Below are 448 nucleotides of genomic sequence, written 5' to 3' on the forward strand. Positions count from 1 at the left end.
CGAAATCCTGCCGGAACTGGTACGCCGTGGCGTGCGTCCGGACATGGTCACCGACCAGACGTCCGCCCACGACCCGCTCAACGGCTACCTGCCGATCGGCTGGACCTGGGAGCAGTACCGCGATCGCGCCAAGACTGACCCGGCTGCCGTGGTGAAGGCCGCCAAGCAGTCCATGGCCGTCCACGTACAAGCCATGCTGGACTTCCAGAAGCAGGGCGTACCGACCTTCGACTATGGCAACAACATCCGCCAGATGGCCAAGGAAGAGGGCGTGGCCAACGCCTTCGACTTCCCCGGCTTCGTTCCGGCCTACATCCGTCCGCTGTTCTGCCGTGGCATCGGCCCGTTCCGCTGGGCTGCGCTGTCCGGTGATCCGCAGGACATCTACAAGACCGACGCCAAGGTCAAGGAACTGATCCCGGACGACGCCCACCTGCACCGCTGGCTG

Annotated in this window: 1 pseudogene; it reads left to right on the forward strand. The window is 65.2% G+C overall.

What is annotated here, in order from left to right:
* Positions 1-448 (forward strand): annotated as a pseudogene (locus ACNFBT_RS27190) (urocanate hydratase); the annotation flags it as partial.

It is taken from the genome of Pseudomonas sp. NY15181 (assembly GCF_048068055.1).
Lineage (GTDB): Bacteria > Pseudomonadota > Gammaproteobacteria > Pseudomonadales > Pseudomonadaceae > Pseudomonas.